This window comes from Anthropogastromicrobium sp. (genome assembly GCF_037349415.1).
GTDB classification, from domain to species: Bacteria; Bacillota; Clostridia; order Lachnospirales; family Lachnospiraceae; genus Anthropogastromicrobium; species Anthropogastromicrobium aceti.
The window spans coordinates 1-24,964 of sequence record NZ_JAXWCK010000019.1 but is presented as its reverse complement, the minus strand read 5'-3'; the positions used below and the strand labels follow the sequence as shown (position 1 = coordinate 24,964).

Sequence of the window (24,964 nt, the reverse complement as noted above, 5' to 3'; positions counted from 1 at the left end):
TATCTTTTTTACTTGACAATCAATAGTAGATAAAGGTAGAATAAGTATATATGTGTACAGAAAGGCGTGGTTATTTCTATGGGGATAACGAATATTTTATTATTGGTATTAGGATATGTTCTACTGTTATTTAGTACAAAGCTAGTCAATGGAGGCGGAATTTCTATTATGAGAAAAGGACCGACATCCGATGCGCAGGAGCGAATTTTTTCCTGGTTTGCACTTAGCTTGATGCCATTTTTAAGCATAGCAATCTCAGGTGGTGTATTAGGTCTTGGGAACATGGTATTTACAGCAGCGCTGACAGCTGGTGTACTGCAGCTTCTTTTGATCTATGGAATGCTTGGAATCACTGGAACGTACCGTCTCGCAGGCAATGCACTTCGCGATCTTGTGCTTCTTCTTGTTTGCGTTGTGCTTCTGATTGTTTGTACTAACTACACCTGGAGTAAAGGTCATCCAGCAAGCACGATCTCTAGGGGAATGGGTCTTTTTCTTTGTGTTCTTGCAGTAGCGTTTACTGTGTGGATGCTTCCTTATTTTATGGGAAAAAACCGTAAGCTTCAGCGCCGTCCTGATACGGATTTTGTTCCGGCAATTGTGTTTACGCTTGTGGGACTTGCACTGGCAGGTCTTGGCGGTGTTCTTCTTATGAATAATACGGCAGCGCTTACCCATGCGCTGAACATAGAGCAGGGTGTGCTTGGTGTTGCTGTGATCGGCGTAGGCCTTGTACTTCCAGAGTATGTGCGTGTAGCAAGAAAGTACTGGATGAACACACAAAAACCAGTATCAATGCATTTGACACTTGCTACTGGAAATCTTGGATTATTGCTTATGATAGGTCTTAGTGCAGTAATTTCACCTATTATTGTTACATTTGCAGGTGCGTACCTGCTGCTTGCATGTGTGGTGGCGATTATCGTATTTGGTATTTTGTTCTACGTAGGCGGTGAAGTTGGAAAAATTAAGGCGCTCTTGTTTTTAGCTGGTTTTGCTCTTGTTTTTGTGCTTCTTATGAAGTTTAGCTTGCATTAAGCAACAAATTAGGAGAAAGAGAGGGAGAAGTTATGCTGTTTTCGGATATTACGGATTGTGAAATGCTAGTTTATCGATGTATTCAGGAAGCTGATAATGAAATTGGTCTGGTTGGCATCATGGATGAACTTGAAAAGAAATACCAGAAGGACTGGAAACGTTCAACGGTATGTACATTTATTGCACATTTGATTGAAAAAGGTTATGTAAATGGAAGAAGAGAAGGACGTGTGTTCTACTATTCTTCAGCAATCAATGATAAGAAGTTTTTGGAAGCACAGGTAAAGCAATTCATGAATTTCTGGTTTGACGGATCTCTCGAAGAACTGGTGCAGTATGCATGCTTGGCTAAAGGAATTTCAAAGAAGAATGCAGCTGAGGTTGTAGCTGCGATAAAGGAGCTTGAAAAGAAGTAAGAAGATGCTGCAGAGTTCCCTGCGGCATCTTTCTCATTTATTGAGGTGAAAGGATCTGAAGAATTATGGAAAACCAGAATACACCATTGTGGGATGCCTCGCTTGACATCAATGAACGGTTAGACTGGCTGCTTGAGGCACTGAATCTGGATGAAAAATGCAGGATGTTTTCGACGCTTACACCAGAAGTGGCGCGTCTTGGAATCCGAAGTACTTATCTGGGTGAAGAAGCTGCTCATGGTGTGGAAGCAAAGCATGATCGAAGCGTAAACTGGGGAGCACCGAAGCCGACAACGACATTTCCACAGCCGTTTGGTATGAGTCAGACTTGGGATACTAAGCTTATGGAAAAAATGGGGGCAGCCGTTGGAGATGAGGCACGAATCCTCTATTATCGAGAGGGTGAACATGGCGGTCTATGTCGTTGGGCACCGATGGCGGAGCCAGAGCGTGATCCCCGTTTTGGAAGGACAGAAGAAGGATTTGGCGAAGATCCCCATTTGGGTGGTCAAATGGCATCTGCTTATATAAAGGGGATGCGTGGTGATAATCCTAACTATATAAAAACAGCAGCTACGCTTAAATATTTTACCGGTTATAATTCAGAAGATCGGCCACTTCGTGTATCAATTGATCCGCGCAGCTTTTATGAATATTATTTGGAGCCGTATCGCAGGTGCATCATAGAAGGCGGTGCGGAAGGCGTTATGACAGCAAGTAATGCAATCAATGGCACACCAGCACTTTTGGGCGATCATTTACAGGAGGTACTTCGTAAAGAGTGGCGTTTTAGCGGTCATATCGTTGGAAATGAATGTTCGCTAGAAGAACTGTGTCAGGATGAGCGTTTTTCTGACAGGGAAAATACAGCAGCTCTTGCAATAAAGGCAGGCGTGGATTGTTTTGCTGATGAGCCTGAGTTTGTGGAAGCAGCGGTGCGCGGTGCCTACGACAGAAATCTTCTTTCAATGCAGGACATTAATCAGGCGGTGCGCCGCAGCTTTGCGACAAGGATTCGTCTTGGTATGTTTAATAAAAAAGAAGATGATCCATTTGCAAATCCAGATGAATCACTTTTAGGCGGCAGTGATCATGCTGATTTGTCACGTCAGGCTGGACGAGAGGCAATTGTACTTTTGAAAAATGAAGAACAGATATTGCCTATTTCTCCAAAAGAAAACGAAAAAATTGCAGTAATAGGACCATTGGCAAATGAATGGTTTAAGGATTGGAATGGAGGTATCCCGCCATATCGTATTTCACCGTATGAAGGAATAAGAGATGCATTTGGTGAAGATTGTGTGACTTACACAGATGGAAAAAAGCGTCTTTGTCTTCGTTGTGGAGAGAGGTTTGTCTGTCTGACGCAAGAAGGACGACTGGCGCTGGGTTCGCGCTCAGAGGCTGAGGAATTTGTTATAACTGACTGGGGACAGGGAAAAATGAATCTGCAGGCGGCATCGACAGGATGCTATCTGACAAGCGTAGATGAGAATGGAAAGTTATTTGCAAACCGCAGTGAGGCATTTGGGCGTCATGTAAAAGAATGCTTTTGTGTGGAGATGCTGTCAGATGGACGTTTTCGCCTGACAACATGGCGTGGACGTGATGTGTATTGGGACAGCGAGGGTATGCTTCGTGCAGCAACAGATGAGCAGGTTGGCATTGGCTGGCCAGGCGAAAATCGTGCATTATTTGGAATTGAGCAGACTTGGGATGGTACGGCTCGTGCAGTGACTTTAGCATCAGAGGCTGATAAAGTAGTTATTGTACTTGGAACAAATCCAGTGATCAATGGTCAGATAGGACAGGACAGGGAGAAGTATGGACTTCCAAGTGCTCAGATAGCATTGTTTGAAGCTGTGAAAAAGGTGAATGAGCAGGTGATCGTCGTTGTTGTAAGCAACTATCCGCACGATCTGATGCCGTTACAGGAAGCAAAAGCCATTCTCTTTACGCCGTCTGGCTGTCAGGAACTGGGAAGAGCTATTGCAGATGTTATGTCTGGCTCATATAATCCGTCAGGAAGACTGAATATGACATGGTATTCATCATTTGAAGATCTTCCGGCAAAAAATGAATGTGATATTATTCGCACGCGCCAGACTTATCAATATTATAGAGGCAAAAAACAATATCCGTTTGGATATGGATTGTCCTATACCTCGTTTGTATATGATATTTTCGCAGTGGAGCAGGAAAAGGAGCAGCTTAAGGCTGTGCTTCGTGTGCGAAATACTGGAAATTGTGATGGTGCAAAGGTTATCCAAATTTATGCGGCAAAGGAGGAAGCGTCACTTACACGACCAGATAAAAAGCTTGTCGGTTTTGCATTTGTTATGCTCCATGCAAATGAATCTAAGGAAGTGACAATTAAAATTCCATTTAGAGAGCTGATGATCTATGATGTGATTACAGAAAGCATGATGCTTTCCGATGGTGGATATCGAATCTGGATAGGAGAGGATGCAGATACACAGGCACAGATAATAGAAAGTGATGGCACTAAGCGTCCAGCGCAGGCTATTGTCTGCCTTGAGGGTGATATTCGTATTCGTCGTGATTTTGCCAATATTACAGGAGCCTGGCTTTATGATGAGTGCAGAAATGTGAGAATCTCAAAACGAGAGGGTGTTCAAGTTGTCTGCATCAGCAATAAGGCGCAGGAAGCGATGATGGAGTACACAATGGGTGATAATGACAGCCTTGGCAGCGAGCTTCATTTGAAGCTTTATGCGATAGAAGGCAGTAAGTTAAAAATTACCATAAATGATAAAGATTCACAGATGTTTGCGCTAAACACGCAGGGCATGATTCAGGAGGTTTGCATAAACCTTTCTGAGGAAATGGCAGTCTGGGGATATGTGGATGAAATCATTACATTGAAACTTTCTATGAAGGGTGTTATGGGCATTAGTTATTTCTGGTTTGAATAATTACGAATTAAATAATAAGGGAGAATAGATCATGGAAGAAAAGAATACAACTATGGGAACAACTGAAACAATGGAGGATTACAAGGAGGCACTTGAGGCATCCTATCGCAGAATCCGTCCAGGTGATATCGTGACAGGAACAGTTATCGATGTAAATGATCAGGATGTGACAATTGATTTTAATTACTATGCACCAGGCAGAATCCCAGTGACTGAGTTAAGCGATGATCCAACATATCATGTACTGGAAAATGTCGCAGTTGGTGATACACTTACTGCAACAGTTGTAAAGACAGATGATGGTGCCGGAAATATGCTTCTTTCCTGCAAGGATGCAGCTGAGGAGTTGGCATGGGATAAACTGCAGGAAGCACAGAAAACAAAGAAGGTTTACCATGTAAAGGTGGCAGGTGCTGTAAATGGCGGATGTGTAGCTTATGTAGAAGGTGTGCGCGGATTCATCCCGGCATCGAAGCTTGCATTAGAATATGTAGAGGAGCCGGCAGATTACTTAAATAAGGAGCTTGATGTTCAGGTAATATCAGTGGATGAGGGAGCAAAGAGAGTAGTTCTGTCTGCAAAGGAGCTTCTTTTGGCGAAGGTTATGGAAGAAAAGAACAAGAAGATCAACAAGTATACAGTTGGCACTGTTATGGAAGGAACAGTTGAACAGTTAAAGGATTACGGTGCATTTGTAAATATTGGTGATGGAATTACAGGACTGGTTCATATTTCGCAGATCAGCGACAGAAGATTAAAGCATCCAAGTCAGGTATTAAAGGAAGGCGATAAGGTTAAGGTAAAGATTATAAAGATCGAGAACAATAAGATTTCCTTAAGTATCCGTGAGGCAGCTGAGCTTACAAGCCGTGAGGTAGAGGAGGAAGGACCAGCTGAGTACGAGGATAACGGTGCAGCAGCAACTGGTCTTGGCGCACTGCTTAAGGGATTTAAGTTAAATTAAGGTCTGATTTAAGAAAGGTATGATTTTATGGCAGACGAGATGGAACTTTTAAAAGAATGGATAAAGACAAGCAAAAACATTGTATTTTTCGGAGGGGCAGGCGTGTCAACCGAGAGCAATATCCCGGATTTTAGAAGCACAGACGGTCTGTACAATCAGGAATACGCCTATCCGCCTGAAACAATTCTTAGTCACAGCTTTTACAAAAAAAAGCCAGAGGAGTTTTTTAGGTTTTATCGAAACAAAATGCTGTTTCCAAATGCACAGCCAAATGCAGCGCACAAAGCGCTTGCAAGGCTGGAGCAGCAGGGAAAATTAAAGGCAGTGATCACACAAAACATTGATGGTCTGCATCAAAAGGCAGGAAGCAGAGAAGTGCTAGAGCTTCATGGAAGCGTACTTCGAAATTATTGTGAGCACTGCGGCAGATTCTATAGCCTGGAAGATCTTATGGAAAAGAAAGAGTTAGTGCCAAAGTGTAGCTGCGGCGGAATCATTAAACCGGATGTGGTTTTGTATGAGGAAAGTCTAAATCAGAAGACATTGGAGCAATCTGTGCGCTATATTAGTCAGGCTGACATGCTAATTGTAGGCGGAACATCGCTGACAGTATACCCAGCGGCAGGACTGATTGATTATTACCGGGGAAACAAGCTTGTTTTAATCAATATGGCAGCGACAGTGAGGGATGGCATGGCAGATTTGATTATAAAAAGAAAGATAGGAGAGGCACTTTCAGAGGCAGTAGAGTAAGCTTTTACAGGCCTGTCTTAGGAGTATGAAAATGGATTTTGAGGTTGGAGATAGAATTATCATGAAAAAACCGCACCCATGTGGAAGCAAGGAATGGGAAGTTTTGCGTGTTGGAATAGACTTTCGTATTCGCTGCTGTGGATGCGATCACCAGATCATGGTGCCGAGAAAGCTTGTAGAGAAAAACACGAAAAGTATTAAAAAGGCGGAATGAGAGTCCAAGAAAAGTTCACGGAACGCCCATTCACAAAACCGCACTAACGTGCTTTCGTTGCTTCGCAACTTTGTTTTGTTCATTAACGTGCGTTCACTTCGTTCAGCTGATTCGTCCAATCCTCATGCAAGCATGGGATTTGTACGAACACATCTGAACGCGTGAACTTTTTTATAAAAAAGTGCTTGCATTTTCTTTGCAGATATGGTAAAGTTAAAAACTGTGATGTAATATCATATCCTTGCTCTCCAGCAGGTGGAGGGCCAGAGACCAGAAGGAGGTAGAAAACATGAATAAGTACGAGTTAGCAGTTGTATTAAGTGCAAAGCTTGAGGAAGAAGAGAGAGCTGCAGCAATCGAGAAGGTACAGGGCTACATCACCCGTTACAACGGCGTTGTTACCAACGTTGATGATTGGGGTAAGAAGAGACTGGCTTATGAGATTCAGAAGTCTAAAGAGGCTTACTATTACTTCATCCAGTTTGATGGTGATGCAGAGTGTCCAGGTGAAGTTGAGAGACACATCCGCATTATGGAACCGGTTGTCAGATATCTTTGCGTTAAGCAGGAAGCGTAAGCAGGGCGCTTAGGCATCAGGCTTAAGCATTTTAGAAAGGGCATGGTTATTAACTATGAATAAAGTTATTTTAATGGGAAGACTTACCCGAGACCCAGAAGTTCGTTACTCACAGGGAGAACGCCAGATGGCTATTGCAAGATATACACTGGCTGTAGATCGCAGAGGACGCGCAAATACATCCAATGGTGAGCAGACAGCTGACTTTATTCAGTGTGTAGCATTTGACCGTTCAGCAGAGTTTGCTGAGAAATATTTTCATCAGGGAACAAAGCTAGTGGTTACCGGACGCATTCAGACCGGCAGCTATACCAATAAGGATGGCCAGAAAGTTTATACGACAGATGTGATTGTTGAGGATCAGGAGTTTGCAGAGAGCAAGTCAGCAAGTGCAGGTTCAGACAATGGCGGTTACAGACCGGCAATGTCTCAGTCCAGACCAGAGCCGGCAAGCGCAGTTGCAAGCGGATTTATGAACATCCCAGACGGCGTAGAAGACGAAGGACTTCCATTTAACTAATGATGTCAAAGACAGACGGAGAAAACGTCCATAATCAAAGCGAAAATCGCTTGATAGATTGAAAATCAAAAAGGAGAGAAGAACATGGCTTACAATAAGGCAGAAAAAACTGATTCCTCCATGAAGAGAAGAGCACCTCGCAGAAGAAAGAAGGTTTGCGTATTCTGTGGAGAGAACAACGGCGTTATCGATTACAAGAACGTTGCAATGTTAAAGAAGTATGTTTCCGAGAGAGGAAAGATCCTTCCGAGAAGAATTACCGGAACTTGTGCAAAGCATCAGAGAGCAATGACCGTAGCTATCAAGAGAGCTCGTCATATCGCACTTATGCCATATACAGTAGAGTAATCAGATATAAAAATAAAAAATCTGGTGTAATAACTAGATTATTGAAAGGAGCGCACGAAAGTGCGCTCTTTTTTTAGAAGATACAATCACATCAGTTAAGATCAGCAAGGTAGATATCGCCGATGGAGAGGAACTGGAAGGAGCAACTATCCAGCTCATCGATAAAGACAAATGCAGGGGCGGTGCCCTTCGTTTGTAACACAATTGACATATATTTGCATTTGCTTTATCATGGTATTGTATGTGAAAAGTCGCATGCAGAAAGGAAATGTATCAATGAGTGAGAATGTAAATGTATGTGAGTATATAGAATCAAAATGTGTTCATGTTGAGGCAGATTGCTTTGACCTTGAACAGATCATGGAGAGTGGACAATGCTTCAGAATTTATAAACTTTCTTTGCAGGAGCAGGAAAAGCTTTGCAAAAGCAAGGGTTTGGAGAATTGTGAAAGCATGGCATGGTATCGAGTCATGGCTGCAGATAAAAAAGTTTTTGTTTGCCAGAATGGTGTCCATCTGATATTCTTTTGCAGCAAAGAGGAATACAAGCAGTTCTGGTGTCATTACTTTGATTTGGATTTTGATTACCGCAGTTATGAAAAGGCAATTGATGCGGATGACAATTATCTAAAGTCTGCATTTGCATATGGAAAAGGTATCCGTATTTTGAACCAGGATCCATGGGAAATGCTAATCACCTTTATAATTTCACAAAGAAAAAATATTCCAGCAATACGTCAGGCAGTGGAAAGCTTATCGACGACATGCGGAACATGTATAGATAAGGAAAATGAGTTTTTTGCATTTCCAACGCCAACGCAGCTAGCAGGATTAAGCTTGTCTGATCTGCAGGATCTTTCTTTGGGATATCGGGCAAAATATGTGTATGAAGCTGCCCAAAAGGTAGCATCCGGGGAATTAGACATAAAAAAATGGGCTATGCTTGGTGATGACGACTTGCATAAAGCACTTCTTTCATGTTATGGCGTTGGTGAAAAGGTTGCAAATTGTGTGGCGTTGTTTGGATATCATCGTATAGGTGCATTTCCGGTAGATGTATGGATTGACCGAATCCAGAAAACCTATTATAATGGAAGTTTCCCAGTAGAAAAATACGAAGGATTTGCCGGTGTCATGCAGCAATATATGTTTTATTACGAAAGAAAAATGGCCACAGATCATTCAAAAAAAGCACGTAAACAGTCGGAAAAATAGAATAATTCATATTTATTTCACACAAAATTTAGCACTCTCACCTTGACAGTGCTAATGAAAAGGGGTATGATACGAATAGGCTAAAATATGCCGAAAGCTTTGGAAATCCAAGGCAGAATGTGAGGTGCTTATGGAAGTAGATGACAGGCCGAACAGGCCAAAAAAACCGATGCTGACCTATTGGGTCATTGCCATCATTGTGTTTTTGCTTTTAAATACATTTGTATTTCCGAATCTGTTTAGACGACAGGTAGAGCAGACGGATTACAGCACATTTCTCCAAATGATCGAGGAAAAGAACATTGGAGAAGTCAGTGTAGAAGATACGCAGATTACCTTCTCAGACAAGAGTGGTGAGCATATTTACAAGACAGGAACAATGAACGATCCTGATCTTGTAAATCGTCTTGAGGAAGCTGGTGCTGTATTTAGTAAGCCAATTGTTCAGCAGATGGGCATGCTTGAATATATGTTGATAAGCTATATTCTTCCAATTGCGCTTTTTGCGCTTTTGGGATGGTTTCTTTCCAGAAAAATGATGAGCAAGATGGGCGATGGAGAGAGCATGATGACCTTTGGCATGGGCGGAGGTTCAAAGAGCAATGCTAAAGTTTATGTAAAATCCGTTGATGGTATTAAATTTAAAGATGTTGCCGGAGAGGAGGAAGCCAAAGAACTTCTTCAGGAGATCGTTGATTTCCTTCATAATCCGGAAAAGTATCGCGAGATCGGTGCGAAAATGCCAAAAGGTGCGCTTCTTGTAGGCCCTCCTGGAACTGGTAAGACAATGCTTGCCAAAGCAGTAGCTGGTGAAGCAGATGTTCCGTTCTTCTCCATTTCAGGTTCCGAATTTGTTGAGATGTTCGTTGGTATGGGTGCCGCAAAAGTAAGAGATCTGTTTAAACAGGCCAATGAAAAGGCTCCATGTATTGTTTTTATCGACGAGATTGATGCAGTTGGAAAGAAAAGAGAGAGTGGTCAAATCGGCGGCAATGATGAGCGTGAGCAGACGTTAAATCAGCTGCTGTCAGAGATGGATGGTTTTGATGGTTCTAAGGGTGTTGTCATTTTGGCAGCGACAAACCGTCCGGAGTCTCTAGACCCTGCACTTCTTCGTCCAGGCCGTTTTGACCGCCGTATTCCGGTTGAACTGCCTGATCTTAAGGGTCGTGAGGATATTTTGAAGGTACATGCGGCAAAGATTAAGATTGCAGACAATGTTGACTTTAACGCAATTGCGCGAACAGCAGCAGGTGCATCTGGTGCTGAGCTTGCCAACATTGTTAATGAGGCAGCACTTCGTGCCGTCCGTGATGGAAGAAAATTTGCAACACAGACTGATTTAATGGAAAGTGTTGAAGTAGTTATTGCTGGTTATCAGAAAAAGAACCGTATTCTTTCAACGAAAGAAAAACTGATCGTTTCGTATCACGAGGTCGGACATGCGCTTGTAGCAGCGCTGCAGACAAATTCCGCACCAGTGCAGAAGATTACGATCATCCCGCGTACATCAGGTGCGCTTGGCTTCACAATGCAGGTTGATGAAGGCGAAAAGTATTTGATGACAAAGGAAGAACTTGAAAACAAGATTGCAACCTTTACCGGAGGACGCGTGGCAGAGGAGCTTGTGTTCGGTGATGTGACAACAGGTGCATCAAACGATATTGAGCAGGCAACTAAGCTTGCACGTGCAATTATCACCAGATATGGCATGAGTGAGTTCGGTATGGTAGCAATGGAAAGCTTAAATAATGTTTACTTAGGTGGAGACACCAGTATGAGCTGTTCACAGGAGACAGCTGCGAAGATCGATGATCTTGTAGTGGCACTTGTGCAGAAGCAGTATGAAAAGGCAAAGAATCTTTTAAATAGTCATATGGATAAACTTCATGAAATTTCAAAGTTCCTTTATGAGCACGAGACAATTACGGGTGAGGAATTTATGGAAATCTTAAATCGTCCACAGATTGTGGCACAGGATTAAGCACAGATTTTGTCACAAAATAAATGAATTTGACGAGGATTGCAAAAGAGATTAAATTTACCGTCATGTTTTTGATCAAAAAAATACAAAAAGTTAATAAAATGCTAATTTTATTCATTGTAATTATTAGGAAAATGCGGTAATATAATCTCGTTGCCTTAGAAAAAAAGTATTGCCCACATGGCAGGATTTATTCTGGGAGCAAAAAAACAGCTGTAAAAACAGAAGATACTGTTGTCTAAATTAAGGTACAGAAAGGGATATCGCGATGTTAGAATTAACAAACACAGAACAAGTGATCATGAAATGTATCTGGGAAATTGGTGACAATGTAGCTGTAGCAGACTTGTTAGAGCGTCTGAAGACAGAGTATGGTAAAGAGTATGCTAGAACAACAATTAGCGTATTTATGTCCTACCTGCGTGACAAAGGCTATGTAACATATGAAAAGAGAAGTCATGCATATGTTTATAAATCATTAATCTCAGAACAAGATTATCAGAAAGAGTTGATGAAGCGCTATCAGAAGACTAGCTTTAGTGGTTCTGCGGTAGAGTTCATCCGTGCTTATCTTGACAGTCAGGAATTGACAGCCGAAGATCTTAAGGCTATTCGTGAACTGGTTGAGAAGAAGCAGCAGGAAGTAAAGTAAAATACAAAATGAGTAATAAGCAATAAGAAAGGGAATCACCGCAAGGTGGTTCCTTTTTATGTGGCGGGATTGTCAAAAGTGTGGTAAACTGGTATGGTAGAAAAAAAACAGATACACTCGTGATATAGATCTGGATAAAAAATAGACAAAGCAGTACAGGCAAGGGAGGACATGCAATATGGCGAATCGTATCAATAAGATTATTTCGACAAAGGCAAATACATTGTATGCGATGAAAAACCTGATCAAAAAGGCAAGCATTGAGGAAATGTATATCCTTAGAGTTGAAGACTTCTGGCGCAATAAAAATCAAGTCTGCACAGAGATTATGGAAAAATTTGGTGGCTGCAGAATCGTTGTGCGAAGCTCCTCTACGCAGGAAGACTGTATGAAGTCCTCTAATGCAGGACATTATAAAAGTATTCTTGATGTAGATTCGGCGAGTCGTGCGCAGATCGTAGAATCAATCGAGGCTGTAATTCAGTCATATGAAAAAGATATAAAGGGTATTTCAAATGAGCAGGTACTGATCCAGCGCCAGGCAATGGACGTGTGTGTCAGCGGTGTTGTCTTTTCACGTGACTTAAAAGGAAAGCGACCATATTATCTTGTTAATTACGATGACTTGGGGTCAACAGACAGTGTAACAAGCGGTCGTGGCGGCAAAACGCTTTGGATTGCGAGAAATGTTTCACTTTATCAGCTTGAGGAGCGCTGGCGCAATTTGATTACAGCAGTAACAGAAGTAGAGAGCATCATAGAGGATATTCCGCTTGATATTGAATTTGCCATAGACAGCCATAATCAGGTGATTCTATTTCAGGTTCGTCCGCTTGCAGCAGGCTATCGTGAAGGACGTTATATTGATGATTATTCTTTCTTTGCAAGAAAGGGTCAGATTCGCCGGGAGTATGAGGAGCACCTTGATGCAATTACAGGAAAGCCGATGAAGCTTTCTGATATGGCTTTTTGGAATCCATCTGAGATCATTGGAAGCAATCCAAGGGCGTTAGATTATTCACTGTACCGCGAGATCATAACGCATCATGCATGGAATGAAGGAATCCGTACATTAGGCTATCGTGCATTTAATGAGGATCTTATGTATCAGGTTGGAAATAAGCCATATATTAACCTGACATATTCCTATTATTCACTGATTCCAGCAAGTATTCCGGAACCGCTCGCACTTCGTCTTGTTCAGTATTATCAGACAAGGCTTGAGGAAGACCTTTCTGCACACGATAAAATTGAGTTTGAGATCATTTTCAGCAGCTATGATTTTATGACGGAAGAAAATTCAAAGAAATTGCTTCGTTATGGTTTTACCGAGGAAGAACGTAAACTTCTTGTGCGCGAAGTAAAAAAGCTTACGATTGATGCTGTAATGAATCAGGAAAAGATTTTAAAAGAAGATCTTGAAGCACTAAAGCGTCTTGAAAATTGCCGTGAGGAAATTGAAAAGCTGTTGTACCAAGATGTGTCAATTGACAGAATCATCGACAGTATTTTGACTTTGTTAAAAGAAATTCGCACAAATGGTACTCCGCAATTTGCCCGCCAGGCAAGACTTGCCTTTATCGCAAGAGCATTTCTTCGCACGCTTGTAGATGCTGGCTACTATACAAGTGAAAATGTGGATACTTTCATGCAGGGAATTTCTACAGTATCATCAGAATTTAACGATGATTTTGAGCGCTTTTCTGAGGGCCTTATAAGCCGCGAGGAGTTTAACTTTAAGTATGGACATCTTCGAAGCGGAACATATGATATTCGTTCAGACCGCTACGATGCGATGAATTTTCGCCCTGCGCCATCGCGTATTAAAAAAGATAAGGTAAAGATTCAAAAAGATCTTGATATCAGTATTTTGACGCAGGCTCTGGAAGATACACAGCTTGATGTGTCTGCAGAGCGTATGGCAAAATTTTGGATCAGCGCAATTGAACAGCGAGAGTATTTTAAATTTGAATTTACAAAATCGCTTAGTATGGTATTAGAACTGATTCGTAAGCTTGGCTCAATTTTGGAGATTCGTACTATGGATTTGTCTTGGCTGTGTGTAGATGACTTTAAGCTATATGAGTCAGGCTGTGATCCAGAAAATTTAAAAAAGCTTTGGATGAAGCTAATCACAAAGCGGCGCCGTTTAAATCATGACAGCCGATTAATTCTTCTTCCAGAAGTTATTTTGTCAGGTGCGAGCGTAGATGTGATTCCTGTGTATGAGGCACGCCCTAATTTCATCACGGCAAAGACAGTCGAGGGCGAGGTAGTGTTGCTTGATGAGGAGCCGGATGCTGATATCACTGGAAAAATTGTTGTAGTGCCAAAAGCTGACCCAGGCTACGAATGGATTTTTACAAAAAATATCAAAGGATTTATCACAAAGTACGGTGGTGCTGCTTCTCACATGGCAATTCGATGTGCAGAGTTTAATATTCCGGCAGCAATAGGCTGCGGTGAGAAAATTTACGACACGGTATCACAGCTTGACTATTTGGAAATGGACTGCAGAAATGGTCTGATCAAGGAAGGCATTCAATATACAAATCTCCATGCACTTATCACGCAGAGAGAGGGTGTCAATGATTATGGAGACCCAACCGATATACTAGAGGCTGGATATGTTGAATTTTATGAGTCTATTGGTTTTATTCCGCGTCCTGTTGCAAACCATACTAAAAACTTCGAGCGTCTGTTTGATGAAAAAATAGATCTTTTGATTGTAGTTGGCGGCGGTGCACTTGGACCGCAGTGGTATGACCGTAAACATGAGGAAACGGTACAGCCATACCGTGATAAGATGGAAGAAAAGCTTATTCACTACTGTGTTAATCATGGAATACCGATTATAGGTACATGCCGAGGCATGCAGTATGTGAATGTTCTATTCGGCGGAAAATTGGCATATCATCCTGATCTGCCGTGTCCTAGAGAGCGCGGTGAGGATCATAAGGTACGTTTGCTAAAAGAAAATCGAAGCATTTACGTTAACAATTATCATAAGGATGTCATTTTCGAGGATGCACTTGCAGACTGCTTTGAGCCGCTTGCAATAGATGAAGATAATCACACCATCGAGGCATATCAGTCTGAACAGATGAAGATTTTAGGTGTTCAGTGGCATCCAGAGCGAAAATTTGGCCATGCGGATGGAATTGATGAGACGCGCCGTCTGGTAAGAGATTTTATCTCGAAATTTATTCATTAAGCTAGAGGATATATACCATTTATTAACTAAGAAAAGAGGAAATAAGAGAATATGTACGATATGATTATAGTAGGGGCTGGAACAGCGGGTCTGACAGCAGGAATTTATGCGCTCAGATCTGGCGTTAAGCCGCTTATTCTGGAGTGTGAGGCTATGGGCGGACAGATTACATTGTCTCCATGTGTGGAAAATTATCCAGGTATTGAAAAGATCAGCGGAATGGAGTTTGCAGATGGACTGATGGCACAGTTGACAAATCTTGGCGGTGAGGTTACTTATGGCAGGGTAATTTCGGCACGAAAAATAGATAATGGCTTTGAAGTTTGCACTGAGGATGGTGAGACATATGAGGGCAAAAATCTTATTATTGCGTCAGGTGCGGCACATCGTCATCTAGGAATCGAGCGAGAGCAGGAGCTGATTGGAAGAGGAGTTTCTTACTGTGCTGTATGTGACGGACCGTTTTTTAAGGAGAAAACAGCGGCTGTTGTAGGAGGAGGAAGCGCAGCTCTTCAGGATGCGCTGTATCTGGCAGGCATTTGCAGCAAGGTGTATTTGATTCACAGAAGAGATACATTCCGCGCTGAGAAGAGTCTTATTGATCAGGTAATGGTTGCAGAGAATATTGAGTGTGTGATGGAAAGTCGTGTGACTGCACTTATTGGTGAAAAGAAGCTGACAGAACTTGAAGTTACAAATCTTTCAGGTGAAAAGAAGACACTTGTGGCAGATGGCTTATTTGTTGCAATAGGAATGGAGCCTCACAATGAAGTATTTAGAGATCTCGTAGATCTTGATGAGGCTGGATATGTAATTGCCGGTGAAAATTGTAAAACAAGGACACCGGGAGTTTACGCTGCAGGAGACTGCCGTACTAAGACGGTGCGTCAGCTGACAACAGCAGCAGCCGACGGAACAGTATGCGGACTTGTTTATAAAGCAGTATAAAAATAAGACCTTCAAATACATTCGATAAAAAATGTATTTGAAGGTTTTTTGTTTGTATTATGCTTCCTCAGAGATATTATTCTCGGCAGCTTTTTGTGCCTGCGCAGCACGATGCTTTTCAAGAATACGGTTGATTCTGTCAGTCGGATTTAATAGACCATGAATTGATACATTGTGATTTAAGTTATCAATCAAAAGTGCAATATACTTGCTCAGATCAACATTTACATAGTACGGACGAGATAGCAGCTCTGGTCTCTGGTAAACAAGGTTAGTGGTCAGGATATGATCAATGATACCCTGATCATAAGCAGCATCAAACTTTGCCAGGCCATTTGTAAACAGACCAAAAGTAGCAGCAGCGTAAACCTTGCGTGCCTTACGGCGTTTTAATTCGCGTGCAACATCAAGAATGCTGTCACCAGAAGAAATCATGTCGTCGATAATGATGACATCCTTTCCTTCTACGTTGGTACCTAAAAACTCGTGAGCAACGATAGGGTTCTTTCCGTCTACAATGCGGGTGTAATCGCGGCGCTTGTAGAACATACCCATATCAACACCAAGATAGTTAGTCAGCTGGATTGCACGGCCCATGCCGCCCTCATCTGGGCTGATGACCATAAGATGCTCATTGTCAACCTGCAGATCTGGCTCTGCACGAAGCAGTGCTTTGATAAATTGGTATACACACGGAACGCTCTCAAATCCATCACGTGGAATTGCGTTCTGAACACGTGCATCATGAGCATCAAAAGTAATGATGTTGGATACACCCATTTTTGTAAGTTCCTGAAGAGCCATAGCGCAGTCAAGAGACTCGCGGGAAGTACGCTTGTGCTGGCGGCTTTCATACAGGAATGGCATGATTACATTGATACGGCGTGCCTTGCCTTCAACAGCAGCAATGATACGCTTTAAATCCTGGTAATGATCGTCTGGAGACATGTGATTCACATATCCGCACAGAGAATACGTTTGGCTATAGTTACAAACATCCACCATAAGATACAGATCGCAGCCGCGGACTGATTCCTCGATAACGCCCTTTGCTTCACCGGAACCGAAGCGAGGATTCTTTGCTTTGACAATATAGCTGTCCTTGCTGTATTCAGAGAAGTGAAGCGCAGTAGATTGTGCATGACTTCTCTCAGCCCGCCACTCAGTCAGGTATTGATTAACCTTCTGTCCAAGGGTTGCGCAGCTTTCAAGTGGGATAAGACCCAGTGTGCCCACTGGTATCGTGTTCAGATTCTTTTCGTTTGGCATGATGACCTCCATGATTATAATATGCAGCTTACCTGCGTCCAAAAGTACGAACCTTAACTAATCATAACATGAAGATGTCGAAGATTCAAGCCTTACGTCGAAATGGATAAAAAAGAAATTTACGTAAAAAGAAAGAAAAATTTGTGCAACATGACCCCAGAGAATCAAAGTCATAAGCGAATTAGCAGGGGTCATGTTATTTTTTAGAAAAAAAGATATGTCTACGAATTTCTTAAATCTTCTCCAAAAACAGGGATAGGCGTATATTGCCCCATAAGTCGTGAGGAGATTCGCTCAGTGTAGGTACTTTGAAGCTCTTCTGGGCTTAGATTTGTTGAGATAATAGTTGTTTTCCTTGACAGATCACGCGAATTGATCACATGAAACAGCTGACTGATTACAAAAGGAGTCAGATTTTCAGTCCCAAGATCATCAATAATCAACAGGCTGCATGTGAGTGCATATGAATCATTTTCTGATGAATCATCGTTGTTAGAATGAAAATGCTGCATAGCTGATTCAAAAAATTCAGGAGCAGTCATATATAAGACAGAAAAGCCTTTGTCAAGAACAACCTTTGCAATACAGTTACAAAGAAATGTCTTGCCAACGCCTGGATTTCCAAAGATTAAAAGACTAGGGTTTCCATCCTTGAACTGATAAGCATATTTTTCATAAATAAGTTTGAGACGCTGCATATGGGCGCGATTACTCATTCCGCCAAGAAGTGGATTTGGTGCATCTGAATAGCGGTTTATATCAAATGTGTTAAAATTTTCACGTTCCAAACGGTCTCTAATGCCAGATTGTTCATAGAGTAAGCTTATGCCAGCCTGCTCAAAGCAGTGACATTTGCGGTTTCCGTCAAGATATCCAGTATCTTTACAGTCCGGGCAGCTATACTTTGGCTGAAGATCATCAAGTGTATAGTGAAGAGAAGAAAGAAGCGCACCGCGCTCGCGTCTAAGTGCATCAATCTGCATCTGCGCATTTAGAGCCTGCGCTTTATTGCCAGTGATTTTAGCCTTTGCAAGAGCAGCGCTAGATGTCGGAAGAAGCTTTGAAATCTCAAGAAGTCTTGGGCACTGCGCATATATATGGCGCAGACGTTCTTCCATCTCATGCTGGTGTTGGAAACGGATGCGGCTGTAGCGGCGCATCAGTTCATTATATTGTGAATTGGTCAGAGCCATAAAAAGTCAATCCTTTCTGTGATAATCATTCATTTGAATCCTGACTATACTGCTTTAAAATCTTTTCCATGTAATTATTATTTTTGCGCTCAGTAAAATTACGAAACTGCTGTGTACCCTTTGCGACAGAAGAAGCACGGTTTGAACTGGTGCGCTTTGCAGCATCACTTTTTACCTTTTGATCGCGCTGATTTTCAGCAGCCTGTGCATCAGCAAGTGAATGCACATTTTTTTCCTTCCAGCGCTTTAAGATGCTTTCTGTAAAATTAACATTTGGGCGCTGACATTTTTTCATCGTGATATTGCAGGCATAAACATAGACATCTGTAGGAAAACTGTAATCCTTGATCCATTTATTGATATATTCAAGCTGAGCCGGAGCAGGAGTCTGATTGTATAAGCCATATGCCTTCATGATAGCATAGACAGTATCATTATGAAGCAGGTTGTACTGACGAATAGCATCAAGTGTATGAAGACCCTTTTGATGCCAGGACTGGGCAACAGAATCAATAAATTTCATATTAAGCTTGCCCTTGCAGTGATTAGCGCAGTAATCAACAAGATAATCAATGACATCTGGTGAGCGGTTAAACTGAAGATACCAATAGCCAAATGATTCTGTGTCTGCATAATTAAGCGGATGCGAAAAATACTGCTGCCATGCCGACATATACATGTTAAACTCTGGATCGTTCTCAAGAAGAATCAGCTCCTCTTGGGAAAGATGAAGTGACTGTATAGAAGGGGTCGCATTTGCAGCAGAATGTGTAGTAGTTTGTGTGGAAGCCATTGAGCCAGAAGCATTTGCAATGGTTGTATTTGCAGGAGAAACTAAAGCAGGAGTGGGCGTAGGAATTACAGATTGTACGCTTGGAGCAGGTGCAGCTGTCTGTGTAGGTGCAGTCTGTGCAGAAGCCTCTGTCTCTGCCTGAATAGATGGATCTGTAAATGCAACTCCTGACAATTCGTGACCCGATGTAAAGCTAAGGCGCATCAAACCAACAGATTCCCAATAACTAAGAGAACGAAGTACCTCGCGCTCTGAAATATCAAGCCTGTCACTAATTGAAGCACTGCTTAAACCAGTGGCTGATGTCGAGACAGCGCGAAGCAAATATAGGTAAACCTTTACATCCGTACCGGAGGCGGCAGGAAGAAAACGGTCTATAAAATAGCCGGGAACAACAAGGGTATCTATGCTGAGCCGGTTCTCCAGTAAAAGAAAGGACATAAAAAACCTCCAAAATCCAAGTATCATCTTTGTAAAGTATAGCACAAGTTATTTCTTTTGAAAAGCGATAAAAAATCCCCAATTATTTCCCTTAGGATCAGGGCAAGCAATTGGGGATTTTGCGAATACCTTATTTAGAAATTAAGTCTTCTCCGATTTTTACAACATCACCGGCGCCCATAGTGATCACCAGATCACCAGAGGCTGCATGCTGCAAAATAAATTTTTCAATTTCTTCAAAGGTTTCAAAATAATGAGCACTTGTACCGGCCTGCTCTAACAAAACGCGGATATTGTCGGAGCTTATGCCAAGATCATCAGTTTCTCTTGCCGGATAAATTTTTGCAAGAACGACCTCATCTGCTAAGGACAGAGCTTTTGCAAAATCAGTAAGCAAGGCTTTTGTTCTTGTATAGGTGTGCGGCTGGAAGATGCACCAGATCTTTTTGTGAGGATACTTCTTTGCAGCAGTAAGTGTCGCTGTGATTTCCTGCGGATGATGTGCGTAATCGTCAATAATAGTAATTCCATTTACGACACCCTTCTTTTCAAAGCGTCTCTGTGTGCCATGGAAATTCAAAAGACCGGAAACAATGGCATCCATTGAAATATTCAGCTTTTTGCAAAGGGCAACGGCAGCAAGTGCATTGTAAACATTATGCTCTCCAGGAACACTTAACTGAATGTGACCAAGTATAGTGTTGCTTGCATCTGTGACGTCAAAGGAAGCTTGAGCAAATTCATTATATGAGATATTAGAAGCACGATAATCGCAGGATTCTCCGTGTCCAACAGTGATAATCTCGCAGTCAAGTCCATTGATCAACTCAGAAAGATTATGAATATCACCGTTAATTACAAGTATTCCATCCTTTGGAAGCTTTTCCATAAATAAGCGGAAAGAATGACGGATATCGTCAATGTCCTTAAAGAAGTCAAGATGGTCTGCTTCAATATTCAGGATAACTTCCATAGTAGGATAGAAGGATAAAAAGCTGTTTGTGTATTCGCAGGCCTCAGTGACAAAAAGATTTGAGCCACCTACGCGAATATTTCCTCCGATTGTTGGAAGAATGCCTCCGACAGAGATTGTCGGATCAGTATTAGCAGCCAAAAGAATTTCAGTAACCATAGAGGTCGTAGTTGTCTTTCCATGAGTTCCAGCAATGTTGATTGCCGTTTTATAGTTTCTCATCAGCTGTCCAAGAAGCTCAGCTCTTGTTAACAGCGGGATATTGCGCTTTGTTGCGTCAACAATCTCTGGATGTTCAGGATGGATCGCTGCTGTGTAGACAACGACATCTGTTCCCTGCGGAATGTGAGAGATGGACTGATCATAAAAGATAACAGCGCCAAGTGAGGACAGATGGTCAGTCAGAGGTGATTCCTTAGAATCAGAGCCGCTGACGGTAAAGCCCTCCTTCATTAAAACCTCAGCAAGTCCGCTCATGCTGATGCCGCCAATTCCAATAAAATAGATGTGGCATGGATTTTTAAAATTAATATGGTACATGGTACTTCCTCCGAATAATCAAGTTAAATAAGCAAAGTCAATACTGAAAAACAGATGTTTCTTAACACAAATTCTGCTTGATTTAAGTATACTCGATTTTGGAGGAATGTAAAGCGTAAATGTTATTATGCTGTGCGAATGAACGCCTATTCACAAAACCGCAATATTTACAGTATGCCCGAAGGTGAATGGATTTCATGAGCCGGATTAGTTGCATTACAGTTCACCACATCCTGCTGATCTGTCAAATTTCAATGCAAGCATGAAATTTGTCCAGATCTAGCAGGTTGTGTGAACTGTAACAAATAAATAAAAATGCATAATTTTTTTCTGTAAATTGTTCACTTTTTGAAAGAGATGTGCTATAATAACGACAAGTACTAAAAGATTACAGTTCCCCAAACGCCTATTCACAAGACTGCACTTATGTGCCTTCACTGTTAGACAGTTTATTTCACTTGATGACAGGCGCTTGGTGAACTGATAACACAACAATTAAAGAACAAAGGGGTGATTTTGTGGTTAGAAAGGAAATGATCGCCATGTTATTGGCGGGCGGACAGGGAAGCCGTCTTGGAGTTTTGACTTCAGAAGTAGCGAAGCCAGCTGTATCCTTCGGCGGGAAATACAGCATTATTGACTTCCCATTAAGTAACTGCATTAATTCAGGGGTGGATACAGTAGGTGTGTTAACACAGTATCAGCCACTTCGTTTGAATACCCATATCGGCATAGGTATTCCGTGGGATCTCGACCGTAATTATGGCGGAGTGACAGTACTATCTCCATATGAAGCAAACGAGAACAGTGATTGGTATACTGGTACTGCAAATGCAATTTACCAGAACATTCGCTATATCGATAGCTTTAATCCAGAGTATGTATTGATTTTAGGCGGTGATCACATTTATAAAATGGATTATCAAGTGATGCTTGATTATCATAAGGCAAACAATGCAGACGTTACGATGGCTGCTATGCCTGTTCCGATTGAGGAGGCAAGCCGTTTTGGCGTGCTGATCACAGATGATACAGGCCGTATCACTGATTTCGAAGAGAAGCCTGCACATCCAAGAAGCAATTTAGCTTCCATGGGTATTTACATATTTACATGGTCTGTGCTTCGTGAGGCATTGATCACAAATAAAGATATTCCAAACTGCGACTTTGGTATGCATGTCATTCCATATTGCCATAAGCGTGGTGACAGAGTATTCTGCTATGAATTTAATGGATATTGGAAGGATGTTGGAACACTTCATTCCTACTGGGAAGCAAATATGGAGCTGATTGATATCGTTCCTGTATTTAATCTGTATGAAGAGTTCTGGAAGATATATACTAAATCTGATAATCAGCCGCCGCAGTATATTGCAGATACGGCACAGATTGAGCGCTGTATCATAGGTGATGGCTCTGAAATCTATGGAAGAGTACGAAACTGCGTTATTGGACCAGAAGTTATTGTTGAAGAAGGTGCAGAAGTTTATGATTCCATTTTGATGCAGGGTGCTGTAATCAAGAAGGGAACAAAGATTTACAAGTCAATCATCGCACAGGATGCAGTTGTTGGAGAAAATTGTACGATTGGTGTCGGTGAGTATGCAGACAGCCAGTATAATAAGAAGGTTTACTGCTGTGATCTTGTAACCGTTGCAGAAGGCTCCGAAATTCCGGATGGCGTTACAATTGGAAAGAACGTAGCAATTGCCGGAAAGACCGCTATTGAAGATTATCCGGATGGAAATCTTGTAAGCGGCGGATACATCATCAAGGGAGGCGAGGAAGAATGAAAGCGATTGGTATAATTTTAGCCGGTGGAAACAACAAGAGAATGAAGGAGCTGTCATATAACCGTGCGATCGCTGCTATGCCAATGGTAGGAACCTATCGCAGCATTGATTTCGCGCTGAGTAACATGTCAAACTCCCGTATTCAGAAAGTAGCAGTTTTAACACAGTATAACACCGTATCCTTGAATGAGCATTTAAACTCTTCAAAGTGGTGGGATTTTGGAAGAAAGCAGGGCGGTTTATATGTATTCACCCCTACTATAACCGCTGAAAATAGTAACTGGTATCGGGGTACAGCCGATGCCCTGTATCAGAACCTGCATTTCCTCAAAGGAAGCCATGAACCATACGTGGTTCTGGCTTCTGGCGATGGAATTTATAAGCTGGATTATAATAAGATTCTGGAGTACCACATTCAGAAGCGTGCTGATATCACTGTTGTCTGCAAGGAAATGCCAGAGGGAGAGGATTTAAGCCGCTTTGGACAAGTGAAGGCAGATGATGACGGAAGAATCCGAGGCTACGAGGAAAAGCCAATGATTGAGACTTCCAGAAATGTTTCATGTGGTATCTATGTAATCAGAAGACGTCTTTTGATTGAGTTAATTGAGCGTGCAGCAGAGGAAGATAGATATGATCTGGTCAAGGATATTCTGATCCGTTATAAGGATATCAAGAGAATTTATGCATACCAGCTTGAAACATATTGGAACAACATCTCCTCAGTTGAGGCTTACTACAGAACAAATATGGATTTCTTAAAGAGAGATGTCCGTAGTTATTTCTTCAAGGAAGGCAACAGTGTATTCACAAAGGTAGATGATCTGCCGCCGGCAAAATATAATCCGGGTGCTAATATTTCAAACAGCCTGATCGCATGTGGAAGTATTGTAAACGGTACAGTTGAAAACTCTGTTGTATTCAAGAAGGCATATATTGGAAACAATTGTGTTATCAAAAATTCTATTATCATGAACGATGTTTATATCGGAGACAATGCAGTCATTGAAAACTGCATCGTAGAGAGCAGAGGAACCATCGAAGCAAATGCATGCTATAAGTCAGAGCCAGGTGATATTCGCATTGTTGTAGAGAAGAAAGACCGCTTCATCATTTGATAATACCAGGGGATCAAAGTCACAAGCGAATCATGCTTGCATGAGAAAGCTTGTGACCTTGATCCCCGCCAAAAACATGAGGATTATATATTTATAAAAGAAGAATAAAAATTAGCTGCACAAAGGCGTGCAGAGGACGGAAAGGCAATACTGGGATGGAAATTACAGATGTGAGAGTGCGCAAAGTTGCACTGGATGGTAAGATGAGAGCAATCGTCTCTATTACGCTGGACAATGAATTTGTGGTTCACGATATCAAGGTGATCGAAGGAGAAAAGGGAGTATTTGTTGCGATGCCAAGCCGTAAATCGGCGACAGGAGAATACCGAGATATCGCACATCCCATTAACTCAGAGACAAGAGATTATGTGCAGAAGATTATTCTCGAGAAATACGAGGAGGCTTTGCAGGAAGCATAAAATCTGAATAACAATTCGAAAAAGATATATGAATACTTATAAAAGAAAGACTGCCCGCGGGCAGTCTTTCTTTCTCTTGCAATTGTCGTCTTCATTCGGTATAATGTGGCTGAGGGAAAATGTAACGTAATTATTTTTGGAAAGGCGAGGTTTTAAAGTATGAAAAGGAGAAAAACAGCAGCGGGACTATTGGCGGCATCACTGCTAGTAGGAGCAGCGCCGGTGGTGACAAATGCGGCGCCAGTGAGAATTGTATCAACAAGCATAACAGAACAGTCTTCGTTAGGCTATCGTGTAAATGTAACATTTTCGGCAGATGCAGGTGTGAGCCGTGTTATGATGCCGACATGGACAGAGGCAAACGGACAGGATGACATTGTGTGGCATCAGGCAAGTGTTAGTGGTAATACTGCATCATTCTATGTTCCAGTCAGTGCCCATAAAGGAGAAAGCGGTGCATATATTACGCATATTTATGTATACGACAGACAGGGACAGTTTGCGCTAAAGGGCGAAAATGTAACAGTTCCGGCATCGACATCTGCGTCATCAAGCCTTTCAATCGGTGACGTTTCTATTACGGAACTTAGCGCATCGGGCTACCGAGTTACGGCAAAAATAAATGCACCGTCAGGAGTAAGCAAAG

The 24,964-nt window shown here is 41.9% G+C and carries 22 protein-coding genes; 18 read left to right on the top strand and 4 right to left on the bottom strand.

What is annotated here, in order from left to right:
• Nucleotides 1–78: 78 nt before the first annotated feature.
• The 14 genes from WJP93_RS02705 to WJP93_RS02640 all read left to right on the top strand — a co-directional run bounded on the left by WJP93_RS02705 (nt 79) and on the right by WJP93_RS02640 (nt 15,779).
• Complete coding sequence (locus tag WJP93_RS02705; RefSeq protein ID WP_337546759.1) at nt 79–1,038, top strand: hypothetical protein; 960 nt, start codon at nt 79–81, stop codon at nt 1,036–1,038.
• 32 nt (nt 1,039–1,070) lie between these two features.
• A complete protein-coding gene (locus tag WJP93_RS02700; protein WP_118612588.1) occupies nt 1,071–1,454 on the top strand; it encodes a BlaI/MecI/CopY family transcriptional regulator in 384 nt (127 codons plus the stop codon).
• Between the two features lie 65 nt (nt 1,455–1,519).
• Nucleotides 1,520–4,390, top strand: coding sequence for a glycoside hydrolase family 3 C-terminal domain-containing protein (locus tag WJP93_RS02695; protein ID WP_337546757.1), 2,871 nt, complete (start codon nt 1,520–1,522; stop codon nt 4,388–4,390).
• 31 nt (nt 4,391–4,421) lie between these two features.
• On the top strand, nt 4,422–5,354 hold the full coding sequence (locus tag WJP93_RS02690; RefSeq protein WP_308731512.1) for a S1 RNA-binding domain-containing protein: 933 nt from the start codon (nt 4,422–4,424) through the stop codon (nt 5,352–5,354).
• A 27-nt stretch (nt 5,355–5,381) separates the two neighbouring features.
• Nucleotides 5,382–6,107 (top strand): NAD-dependent protein deacylase, encoded by a 726-nt coding sequence (locus tag WJP93_RS02685; RefSeq protein ID WP_289045723.1) that lies wholly within the window; start codon nt 5,382–5,384, stop codon nt 6,105–6,107.
• 25 nt (nt 6,108–6,132) lie between these two features.
• Complete coding sequence (locus WJP93_RS02680; RefSeq protein WP_118612584.1) at nt 6,133–6,321, top strand: DUF951 domain-containing protein; 189 nt, start codon at nt 6,133–6,135, stop codon at nt 6,319–6,321.
• 289 nt (nt 6,322–6,610) lie between these two features.
• Nucleotides 6,611–6,898 carry a 30S ribosomal protein S6 gene (gene rpsF / locus WJP93_RS02675; protein WP_118612583.1) on the top strand — a complete coding sequence of 96 codons (288 nt, stop codon included), beginning with the start codon at nt 6,611–6,613 and terminating at the stop codon, nt 6,896–6,898.
• Between the two features lie 55 nt (nt 6,899–6,953).
• Nucleotides 6,954–7,418 (top strand): single-stranded DNA-binding protein, encoded by a 465-nt coding sequence (locus WJP93_RS02670; RefSeq protein ID WP_066561530.1) that lies wholly within the window; start codon nt 6,954–6,956, stop codon nt 7,416–7,418.
• 84 nt (nt 7,419–7,502) lie between these two features.
• Nucleotides 7,503–7,766, top strand: a complete 264-nt coding sequence (rpsR, locus tag WJP93_RS02665; RefSeq protein WP_066561531.1) for a 30S ribosomal protein S18 — start codon at nt 7,503–7,505, stop codon at nt 7,764–7,766.
• 276 nt (nt 7,767–8,042) lie between these two features.
• Nucleotides 8,043–8,981, top strand: coding sequence for a DNA glycosylase (locus tag WJP93_RS02660; protein ID WP_337546753.1), 939 nt, complete (start codon nt 8,043–8,045; stop codon nt 8,979–8,981).
• 130 nt (nt 8,982–9,111) lie between these two features.
• Nucleotides 9,112–10,965: an ATP-dependent zinc metalloprotease FtsH gene (gene ftsH / locus WJP93_RS02655; RefSeq protein WP_227102615.1), complete on the top strand. Its 1,854-nt coding sequence runs from the start codon at nt 9,112–9,114 to the stop codon at nt 10,963–10,965.
• 268 nt (nt 10,966–11,233) lie between these two features.
• Nucleotides 11,234–11,617: a BlaI/MecI/CopY family transcriptional regulator gene (locus tag WJP93_RS02650; RefSeq protein ID WP_337546751.1), complete on the top strand. Its 384-nt coding sequence runs from the start codon at nt 11,234–11,236 to the stop codon at nt 11,615–11,617.
• Between the two features lie 178 nt (nt 11,618–11,795).
• On the top strand, nt 11,796–14,831 hold the full coding sequence (locus WJP93_RS02645) for a gamma-glutamyl-gamma-aminobutyrate hydrolase family protein (RefSeq protein ID WP_337546750.1): 3,036 nt from the start codon (nt 11,796–11,798) through the stop codon (nt 14,829–14,831).
• A gap of 51 nt (nt 14,832–14,882) precedes the next feature.
• Nucleotides 14,883–15,779 carry an FAD-dependent oxidoreductase gene (locus tag WJP93_RS02640; protein ID WP_337546749.1) on the top strand — a complete coding sequence of 299 codons (897 nt, stop codon included), beginning with the start codon at nt 14,883–14,885 and terminating at the stop codon, nt 15,777–15,779.
• A gap of 57 nt (nt 15,780–15,836) precedes the next feature.
• On the opposite strand, the gene WJP93_RS02635 is transcribed toward WJP93_RS02640, so the two are convergent.
• From WJP93_RS02635 to murC, 4 genes are all read right to left on the bottom strand, one after another.
• The gene (locus WJP93_RS02635) at nt 15,837–17,051 is read right to left on the bottom strand and encodes a ribose-phosphate pyrophosphokinase (protein WP_227102522.1); all 1,215 of its coding nucleotides are present in this window, start codon (nt 17,049–17,051) and stop codon (nt 15,837–15,839) included.
• A gap of 218 nt (nt 17,052–17,269) precedes the next feature.
• Nucleotides 17,270–18,241: an ATP-binding protein gene (locus WJP93_RS02630; RefSeq protein WP_337546748.1), complete on the bottom strand. Its 972-nt coding sequence runs from the start codon at nt 18,239–18,241 to the stop codon at nt 17,270–17,272.
• A 25-nt stretch (nt 18,242–18,266) separates the two neighbouring features.
• The gene (locus tag WJP93_RS02625) at nt 18,267–19,475 is read right to left on the bottom strand and encodes a DnaD domain protein (protein ID WP_227102518.1); all 1,209 of its coding nucleotides are present in this window, start codon (nt 19,473–19,475) and stop codon (nt 18,267–18,269) included.
• Nucleotides 19,476–19,605: 130 nt separating this feature from the next.
• Nucleotides 19,606–20,988, bottom strand: coding sequence for a UDP-N-acetylmuramate--L-alanine ligase (gene murC / locus WJP93_RS02620; protein WP_337546747.1), 1,383 nt, complete (start codon nt 20,986–20,988; stop codon nt 19,606–19,608).
• 518 nt (nt 20,989–21,506) lie between these two features.
• On the opposite strand from murC, the gene WJP93_RS02615 reads away from it, so the two are divergent.
• The 4 genes from WJP93_RS02615 to WJP93_RS02600 form a co-directional block, all read left to right on the top strand.
• Nucleotides 21,507–22,781 carry a glucose-1-phosphate adenylyltransferase gene (locus WJP93_RS02615; RefSeq protein WP_118612570.1) on the top strand — a complete coding sequence of 425 codons (1,275 nt, stop codon included), beginning with the start codon at nt 21,507–21,509 and terminating at the stop codon, nt 22,779–22,781.
• On the top strand, nt 22,778–23,899 hold the full coding sequence (glgD, locus tag WJP93_RS02610; RefSeq protein ID WP_227102516.1) for a glucose-1-phosphate adenylyltransferase subunit GlgD: 1,122 nt from the start codon (nt 22,778–22,780) through the stop codon (nt 23,897–23,899). The genes WJP93_RS02615 and glgD overlap by 4 nt, the downstream gene beginning before the upstream one ends.
• A 155-nt stretch (nt 23,900–24,054) precedes the next feature.
• The gene (gene spoVG, locus WJP93_RS02605; protein WP_118612569.1) at nt 24,055–24,318 is read left to right on the top strand and encodes a septation regulator SpoVG; all 264 of its coding nucleotides are present in this window, start codon (nt 24,055–24,057) and stop codon (nt 24,316–24,318) included.
• Between the two features lie 159 nt (nt 24,319–24,477).
• A partial coding sequence (locus WJP93_RS02600) for a GBS Bsp-like repeat-containing protein (RefSeq protein WP_337546744.1) occupies nt 24,478–24,964 on the top strand: 487 nt, incomplete at its 3' end.